8 protein-coding genes and 1 other RNA gene are annotated in these 8,476 nt (G+C 40.4%); 6 read left to right on the top strand and 3 right to left on the bottom strand.

Going from position 1 to position 8,476, the window contains the following annotated elements:
• Nucleotides 1-1,448 (top strand): ribonuclease R (gene rnr / locus AC29Z1_RS09795; protein ID WP_488271279.1); only part of this gene is annotated, 1,448 nt, incomplete at its 5' end.
• Nucleotides 1,449-1,542: 94 nt separating this feature from the next.
• Entirely contained in the window at nucleotides 1,543-2,013 is a 471-nt protein-coding gene (smpB, locus tag AC29Z1_RS09800) for an SsrA-binding protein SmpB (RefSeq protein WP_488271280.1), read from the top strand.
• A gap of 62 nt (nucleotides 2,014-2,075) precedes the next feature.
• Here the strand turns inward: smpB and AC29Z1_RS09805 are convergent, their stop codons facing one another.
• Nucleotides 2,076-2,996 (bottom strand): DMT family transporter, encoded by a 921-nt coding sequence (locus AC29Z1_RS09805; protein WP_488271281.1) that lies wholly within the window; start codon nucleotides 2,994-2,996, stop codon nucleotides 2,076-2,078.
• 171 nt (nucleotides 2,997-3,167) lie between these two features.
• Between AC29Z1_RS09805 and ssrA the strand changes: the two genes are divergently transcribed.
• The 4 genes from ssrA (at nucleotide 3,168) to AC29Z1_RS09825 (ending at nucleotide 7,316) form a co-directional block, all read left to right on the top strand.
• Nucleotides 3,168-3,516: a transfer-messenger RNA gene (gene ssrA / locus AC29Z1_RS09810) on the top strand.
• Between the two features lie 74 nt (nucleotides 3,517-3,590).
• Entirely contained in the window at nucleotides 3,591-4,088 is a 498-nt protein-coding gene (locus AC29Z1_RS09815; RefSeq protein ID WP_488271282.1) for an HNH endonuclease, read from the top strand.
• Between the two features lie 123 nt (nucleotides 4,089-4,211).
• A complete protein-coding gene (locus AC29Z1_RS09820; RefSeq protein ID WP_488271283.1) occupies nucleotides 4,212-4,514 on the top strand; it encodes a hypothetical protein in 303 nt (100 codons plus the stop codon).
• A gap of 762 nt (nucleotides 4,515-5,276) precedes the next feature.
• Nucleotides 5,277-7,316 carry a hypothetical protein gene (locus AC29Z1_RS09825; RefSeq protein WP_488271284.1) on the top strand — a complete coding sequence of 680 codons (2,040 nt, stop codon included), beginning with the start codon at nucleotides 5,277-5,279 and terminating at the stop codon, nucleotides 7,314-7,316.
• 441 nt (nucleotides 7,317-7,757) lie between these two features.
• Here the strand turns inward: AC29Z1_RS09825 and AC29Z1_RS09830 are convergent, their stop codons facing one another.
• Both AC29Z1_RS09830 and AC29Z1_RS09835 read right to left on the bottom strand, forming a co-directional pair.
• Nucleotides 7,758-7,910, bottom strand: coding sequence for a hypothetical protein (locus AC29Z1_RS09830; RefSeq protein ID WP_488271285.1), 153 nt, complete (start codon nucleotides 7,908-7,910; stop codon nucleotides 7,758-7,760).
• A gap of 351 nt (nucleotides 7,911-8,261) precedes the next feature.
• Nucleotides 8,262-8,476 (bottom strand): hypothetical protein (locus tag AC29Z1_RS09835; protein WP_488271286.1); only part of this gene is annotated, 215 nt, incomplete at its 5' end.

Genomic DNA, 8,476 nt, shown 5'->3' on the forward strand with positions numbered 1-8,476 from the left:
GAAACTACTTATTGGGCGTACATATTGCCGATGTTAGCCATTATGTGCGGGAAAACACACCTCTTGACAATGAAGCCCGACTTAGAGGTACCAGTGTTTATCTTGTTGACAGAGTATTGCCGATGTTGACGCCACGGTTGTCAAACGGCATTTGCAGCTTAAATGCCGGGGAAGACCGCTTAACCCTGACCGCCCAAATGGAAATCGACGGGCGGGGACGGGTAGTTGATTATGAAATATTTCCCAGCGTTATTCGTGTTAGCACCAGGTTGTCTTATAATATCGTGCGGCAGATTCTGGCCGACCATGACGAAGAACTACGGGAACAGTATGCTGACTTAGTCGGCATGTTAGAACAAATGGAACGCTTGTGCCGGATTCTGCGAGACCGCCGGATGCGCCGGGGAGCTATTGATTTTGATTTCCCGGAAATAAAAGTCAAACTCGATGACCAAGGACGTCCGATTGCCATTGAAAAAAGGATCCGCAGTATTGCTGAATCCATTATCGAAGAATTTATGCTGGTAGCCAACGAGACTGTGGCCGAACATATGCATTGGCTGGGTGTGCCGTCCATGTTCAGGGTGCACGAAGAACCTGACGAGGAAAAAATGAATAGACTCAATTTATTGCTGAATACCTTTGGTCAGCGGCTGCCTAAGACCGCGGAAATTGAGCCCATGGCACTGCAGCGAGTGCTCAGTAAAATTGCCGGGCGGCCGGAGGAACGCATTATTAGTACGGTTGTGTTGCGTTCGCTGAAGCAGGCCCGCTATGATGCCGAAAACCTGGGGCATTTTGGCTTGGCGGCTACCTATTATACTCATTTTACCTCCCCGATCAGGCGTTACCCGGACCTGATTGTTCACCGTCTTATCCGGGAGACTTTTTCTAAAGGCGATATCTCGGCTAAACGCCGGCAAAAACTATCAGTTATGCTGCCTGAGATTGCACTTCATTCTTCTGAACGTGAACGGGCGGCGGCAGAAGCCGAAAGGGAAACTGTCGACCTCAAAAAAGTGGAATATATGGCTCAGTTCGTTGGTCAGGAATTTGATGGCATCATAAGCGGTGTTGCTGCCTACGGGTTTTTCGTGGAGATAGATAATGGGGTAGAAGGCTTAGTGCACGTATCCAGCCTGCAAGATGATTATTATCAGTATGTGGAAGAGCAATATGCCTTGATTGGTGAGCGCACAGGTAATATCTATCGACTGGGCAATCCAGTTAGAATTATTGTTGCCAAAGTCAACCCGGCAGAGCGCACCATTGATTATGTTCTTGCCGACACGGGTAACCCCTTGCAAGCGGTTGGCAGTCAGCTAGCTAAGCAAAAGCGTAATGCCACCGGGGCAAGACGCAGTGCACCTAAGACGCGGGCAAGTGCGACGAAACGGAAAACTTCTGCCGTCACTAAGCCTAAAAAGGCTAAGACACCGAAAAAATAGCGGATTAGCAATCGTTGCCAAACCAATTGACGTAAGGCTGTAAATCGGCTACAATAATTATGCATATTAGCCGGATTCTAAGAGGTGACAAGCGGTGAGCAAAGGAGCAGGCATAAAAATAGCGGCGGAAAACCGAAAGGCCCGCCACGATTATCATATTCACGAAACCTATGAGGCTGGGATTGTGCTTACGGGCACTGAAGTCAAATCCCTCCGGGCAGGCAAGGCGAACCTAAAGGATGCCTATGCCCGCATTGAAAATGCTGAGATTATGCTGCATAATATGCATATCAGTCCTTATGAACAAGGAAATCGTTTTAATCATGAACCGCTGCGCACCCGCAAATTATTGATGCATCGGTATGAAATCAATAAATTAATCGGTAAAACCAAAGAAAAAGGTTATACCCTGGTGCCGCTTAAACTGTATTTTACCAGAGGGTTAGCCAAGGTAGAACTGGGATTGGCTTCTGGTAAACATACTTACGATAAACGCCAAGATATTGCCGCCCGGGATGCTAAACGGGATATGGAACGGGCACTACGGGAGCGGCAGAAAGAGTAGCGTGGGGTAACTAGCAAATCATCGATTGGTGAGCCTCACATAGATACTGGTGATAAGTATTTTTAGCCGTCAATGTGAGCGCAGCCAATCTTCTCAGAGCGCTTTTCCGATTCCTTGTTTCCGGCCCAGAGTTGTAAAATCAGTATACCGACAAGTATTAACATGCCGCCGCCTATCTGTAGTGGCGTTATTTTTTCATTAAGCAGTGCCACTGATAACAGTACGGTGATAACCGGCTCCAGAGTACTGATAATCGAAGCATTGGTAGCTCCTACTCGGCTCATTCCGGCGAAAAAGCCCAGAATGCCAACAATGGTTGCAAACAACGCAATACCGATAATAGACAACCAGGCTTGTGCGGGTAGGCTAACAATCAGTGAATTGGTAGCGGCGCCGCTGAGGACAAATACTATGGCTGCTGACGCGCAGACATAGGTGGTGGTCACCAGCGGGTTGGTATGTTTTACAAGTCGGTTACCGGCAACAATATAGATCGAATACACCACTGCCGAACTAAGACCAAAGACGCAGCCAAGCAAACTGACATTATCGAATGATACACCCAGTACCAGAAACAAGCCTGAAAAACAAATAACCAGTGCCAGGCCTTTTGACCAACGGTACTGTTCATCGCCCATAAAAAAAGACAGTATGCTGACTATCGCCGGATACGTATATAATAGCATAGCGGCTAGTGATGCCGGTAAATACATGACGGCCGAAGCAAAGAGCATTGACATTGCCCCATAACCCAGTCCGCCTAATACAAATAGCCGTTTCCTTAGACCTTTATCAAGCGTTAGCGGTATGCCGCGCAATTTTAAGATAAGTGCAAGACAAATAGTTGCCAGTACAAACCGCCCAGCGAGGATGGTAATGCTATTTGCTCCTGCGGCATAAGCAAATTTAATAAAAACTGCTAAGGTAGCAAAACCGGCAGCCGAAAGCATTACTAGCACCGCTCCGGTGTGTTGCTGATTCATTCCTATCACTCCTTTTGCCACAGTATATTCGGTGTGATTACCGCTATCTCCTGTGCCATTGTTAAGTGGAAAAAGTTTTATTTGGCGCAAATCAATCTTTGTGCTATAATATAGTAACAAAATATGAAAACTCTTTGTTTGCGTCAAAAAAATATACCATATCTATAACTTGGGGGCGTACTGGTTTCGACAGGGGTAGTTATGGTATAGGTAGCGAGCCGGGGTTCCATCTGCCCGTCAAAACGGTGGAAAAAAAGTAAACGCAAACGAAGAATACGCTTTAGCAGCTTAATCTGCTAACGTCCTACCTACGCACTCCCACGGCCTAGGATAGGGCGTCAATTAGTGGGATACCTGAGGCTCAATTCTCGGAGAGCCGACTGGGAAACTTTATCGAGATAGTGTTTGCGCAGCCTGTCGGCGGGCGGCAAAAGCGCGAAACTTAAAACACCGACTGCGCTCGGAGAAGCCTATGCAGTAATGCTTCTGGACAGGAGTTCGATTCTCCTCGCCTCCACCACAACTTGAATGTCGCCTCCACCTAATGTATACTAGGTTTATAGCCTAATACACATCAGGTGGAGGTTTTGATTTATGCGATTAACTTGTTATTTTTGCGGGAAAGAATTTGAAAGACAGGACAAAGAAGTGCGGCGGCAGATACGGTCAGGTCGTAATCACTTTTTCTGTAGCTTAAGTTGTACGGCATCTTATGCGAATAAGATGAGGCATAATACTCCGGATGACGGGCTTAAGCCCTACCAACGCAGGACTAAGAAAATTGAGGAAATCCTGGGAGAAAAGTTGAGTACCGCAAAGTATAAGCTTAATAAAATGTTGATGTTTGAATTAGCCAAAAAATGCGGAATGGATACTTGTTTTCGTTGTGGGCAGAAAATTGAAGATATAAGTGAATTTACGATTGACCACAAAGAATCATGGTTACTTAGCGATGAACCAGCCCGATTATTTTATGATATGAATAATGTTGCATTTAGTCATGCAAAATGCAATTACGAAGTCGGTACAAAAACCTTTGTAAGTAACTATAAAAACGGAGTTAAGGAAGAGTATGCTTTGTATATATACTAATTAGGAATTTGATTTGGTGAGATACACAGGACGATTTTTCTGTATCCTCGTATCCTCCAGGCATATTAGAAACTATCTTATTTCTATGGTTATAGACTGATATTTAGGATAATTGGGTACGGTATGACACAACCCCGTCCCCTTGACACTGTAGAATTCCTTCCTGACGGTAGGATTGCATGTAGAGAGATTTTGCCGATTCTGCGCTCAAATTTGCCTTATGTGTTTCGGTATGAAACAGCGCTACACCAAGAAGATTTAGACGCTGAGATTGAGGTACACAATGGGCAAACTTTTCGTGAGATTTTGGAGAATATAATTTTGACATTACGGCCTAGTACATGGCAAGCATCGATCTTGCATGGAAGGGTTATTCTTTATCCCAATCACACTGAAATGCAATATAGTCAGGCAGTGATTCGTTGATCAGGGAGAAAAATTAAAATAAGTAAAATGGAGGGAAAGATCCCTTCATTGCTCACAATTATGTGGATGATGCTGAAAAAAGGTAACCCATTGTCAGAATATGAATTAGTCAAAAATCTTGATTTGAAAAATGATGTTCCAATAATTAGTTTTGAAGAATCAATTGTCGGTATACAGTGTGTACCATGTAATTTCACTAGATGAATTAGAAAAATATAGACAAATAATTTACTTTCCTGAAAAAAGCGGATTGCAAGGTTGTGGTTAGCCATTGAGACTTCTGTCCAAACGATGTCGAAAACTTTGATTTCTCTGGCCTTTTACAGGGTGGTTTCTGGAAAATAATTACTATATATAAAGGTGAAATGCCAGGTAGAATGTAAATACGTAAAATTTTGTAAGTGTACAGGAGAAATATAGTAGAATGAAGAATTAGAGACATAATTCACCTTTATTGGAGGATTATGTCTCTTTGCTTAATGGATGCTGTAGGATAACGAAAAATATTTTAGGAGCGTGTTGTATGAAGGTTTTTTGTTCGAAATGTAACGGTGAAACTAATCATATAGTTCCTTCCTAAATTTAAGCTCTTCTGCTTTATCTACTTAGACAGAAAAAAAACTAAAAAGTACTTATATATTTCTATAAGAAGTATTGGGCAGAAAAACTGCTGTAGTTAGATATTTTAACTAGTGAATATTAGACGCTCTAGTGAGAGAAACGGAAAAAATCAACTTGCCCTTACTACTACAGGAGGTCAGTATGCTAAGTAAGCAGAGCCGTACGAAATTGGAATTAATCAGACTTGAAGGTATCTGTAAGATGTTACTGGAGGTTGTAGGTAAAGATGCCTTAAAAAGCAAAATTGAGAGAGTAATAGGGGCAAGAGATATTCGGGATGTGAAAGCTGCTCTATTGAGAATGCCAAGACACCAATTAATAAAAATCATTGAAATTACACCTGCTATTAATACAAGTCATATTGATAATGCTTATGAACAATATAGATATGGGCTAAAGCCGGGGTTTACGTTGTTTTGTATTAATGGAAAATGTAAAAGGATTCCTGTTAGTAGCATAGAAAGTGAACTGGGTAATTTACTCAATGCAATTGAATATGGGGACGAAGATGCTTACAAAGATCTTCGGTACAAAAATAAAGTCAAAATTGATGAAGAAGTATTTGAATTTTGTTTTACCTATCTCAGTAAATATAGTTATATTTCTGAAACTGAAGAACCTAAATTTATATATGAGCTGGAGGAATGTTTTGTTTGGCTTAGCACTACAGATGGATTTATAGCTATCCAAAGTGCTCCAAATAAAGTGACAAACATACTCAAAAGAATATTTGCAGACCTGTACAAAACAAGAGTAAATAGCATAAAGCTAACAAAAAAGCTTATTAAAGACTTATTCGGTGAAGAAAAAATGCGCAGAGGCACATTTTATAAACCTACCGCAGGACCAGATGAAGCACAAAAGGTTACTATTGCAGATCCTAATCTATCTGAAAAGATAACGGTGAGGGATACATTCCGAGGGTATGATATCACATCTTCTCACCTATATGAAGAAATTGATGATAATATCTCAAGTACTCTTGGAATAAATTGCAATCAAGGAAAAATTTATATAACGCGCAATCTTAACGCTTCTATTTTTAGAAGTTGGAGTGTAAAAAGAATTAAGCACATAATCGCTTATCTTAAACAAACCGATAATAGTAAAGATTATGAAATATTTAAGGCAAAAAATGTTATTAATGATGAGATTTGGGCACCCTTTGGTACTAAACAAAAAGACATGTTAGAAAATATAATATTTGCTGTTTTTCTAAATAAATTATATAAAGTGGAGTCAATGCAGCTAAGCTTTGATTGTAATAGTCTTCTAAGTAGTCTTTTTGACTCGTTTTATAGCCAAATTTCAATTGAATGTGATACATGCCAAGAGGCCTGTATCGGATTTTGTTCTAATTGTGGGGATAGTAAACTTATTTTTGCTAAGAATAGGGCTTTAATATGTACAAAGTGTGGACATACGCAAAAGGATAATTATAGCCTTCAATGCGAATCTGGACATATGAATCATTTCTCTGATATAAATGAAGTGTCGATACTATTTCCGACTGGTAATCTACTTAATAAGATTAGTGAAACTTTGCGAAATTATTACAATATTGATTTTGATCCTACAAACGAGAGTTTTTATATTCGGGAAGGAACTATTAGTTTTCTAAAGAATACAAAAGGGGAATATGTTGCTCCAGAAGAAATACCTGAGTTTTATGTTGTAACTGGGCGTAGATTGTCCGAAGCACAGTATGAAACCTTAATACAGAAGTTTGAATCAATTAAAGAAAAATGCAGTAAGACGAGTAATAAAAATTGTAATACGTGTAATATAGCGAAAAAGGATAACTGTATTATTAGACTGTTCGTAGTTTTTGATGGATTTAGACCAAGCCCGCACCACGGGCAGGAATTTGGAGATATCAGTATTGAGGTAACGCACAGAGGAAGCAAAGCAGAACTGGTGGGAATAGCAAAGAGTAGAATAAAAGATAGGAATACGTTAAATTTGAGTGACGAAGCTGCAAGGGAGCTAATTCAGCAGTTTGTCTCCATGACTCGTGATAAGAGAGTGGGAATAATATCAGTAGTTTGTCCGATGCGATTCCATGAACAACTTGTGCAGGAACTAAAATATATAACAAGAATCACAGGCGCAAAAATGACTAAGTTTGATGATTTCTTTATGGCAAAGCTGCTAGACTATTATTTTGAGAAAAAACAATAGATGTCATTAATAAAACCAGATCTTCGGAGAATCGAACTACTTCTAAATGGTGAAGGTGAGGGGATTTGCAAGGTCACGGATCGGAAATTTGAACTACTGTCCAAAAGGCGATGTAAACTAGCCGAAAAGCAGTGAATTTCATGGCTTCTCAAGATATACTTCTGAAAAATAATGATTCTACATAACTATATCAAAATCAAAAATTATGCCCTGCAGTTGAAATACAAAAACTGTAGGACATTTATCGGTGCGCACACCAATGGTGTTTGCTTGTATTTAAGCGTTAGAAGGATCTTGTGGTATATTGCAAAACATTGGTAAATGTGACATCTTGAATCTGAACATGAAAAATAGCCGTATCTGCTTTTGGGGCAAGATACGGCTACTTTTTGTCAATCGTTTCAGGTTGAGATAGTGATACGTGTTATTTTTTGAAAAAGTTTAATAATCATCGTCGTCATCAAAATAACCGCTTCCGCCGCATGTTGGGCAAGGTATGTTGATGTAATGCAAATCACTTGTCACATCTTCGGCTGCGGGCACTAAGCCGCTGCCGCCACAATCACTGCAAGTCTCGCGTTTTGTTCTAACCATAAAAATCCTCCCTTCATTCAATTTATGCTCAGTTATGAGTCGGATACTATAATTAATAAGTATACTGCGCCGCATAGTAAAAATAAAGGTTTGATTTGTTAACATAAGCTACAATATTGAGCATTGGTCAAAGAGGAACAAGAAATTCTAGTTTCGTATCAAAATGCAATACGTTTGTGGAGCGAGATTTTGAGAAGTCCTGAAAGTGCGACTGTCGTAGGGCTTGCAGGAATGCGATGTTCCTCGTAGGTCGGATTTGAGCAAAGAATGAGGCGGCAGATATGTAGGACAAGAGGTAATGGTCGCAGTTAGTTTTTCTAGTACTATACTACGGCAACAAGATTACCCACATTATCTTACATGTAAATCCGGTCGAATTTCTCTACCATCCTTATCAAAAAGCCTTGGAGCAGGAATAGCTTTTTCAACCCCTTTTTTAGTTTCCATTCTTTCAGCGTACCCCGTCTCTTTTCTTTTTTGAGTTTCAGGCTTTTCATCATTTGAGCCAATCGAATCATTAATTGCACCAAGCGTATCATTTATATCATTTATTGTTTCGTTTGCTT

This window comes from Sporomusa sp., from assembly GCF_057736855.1.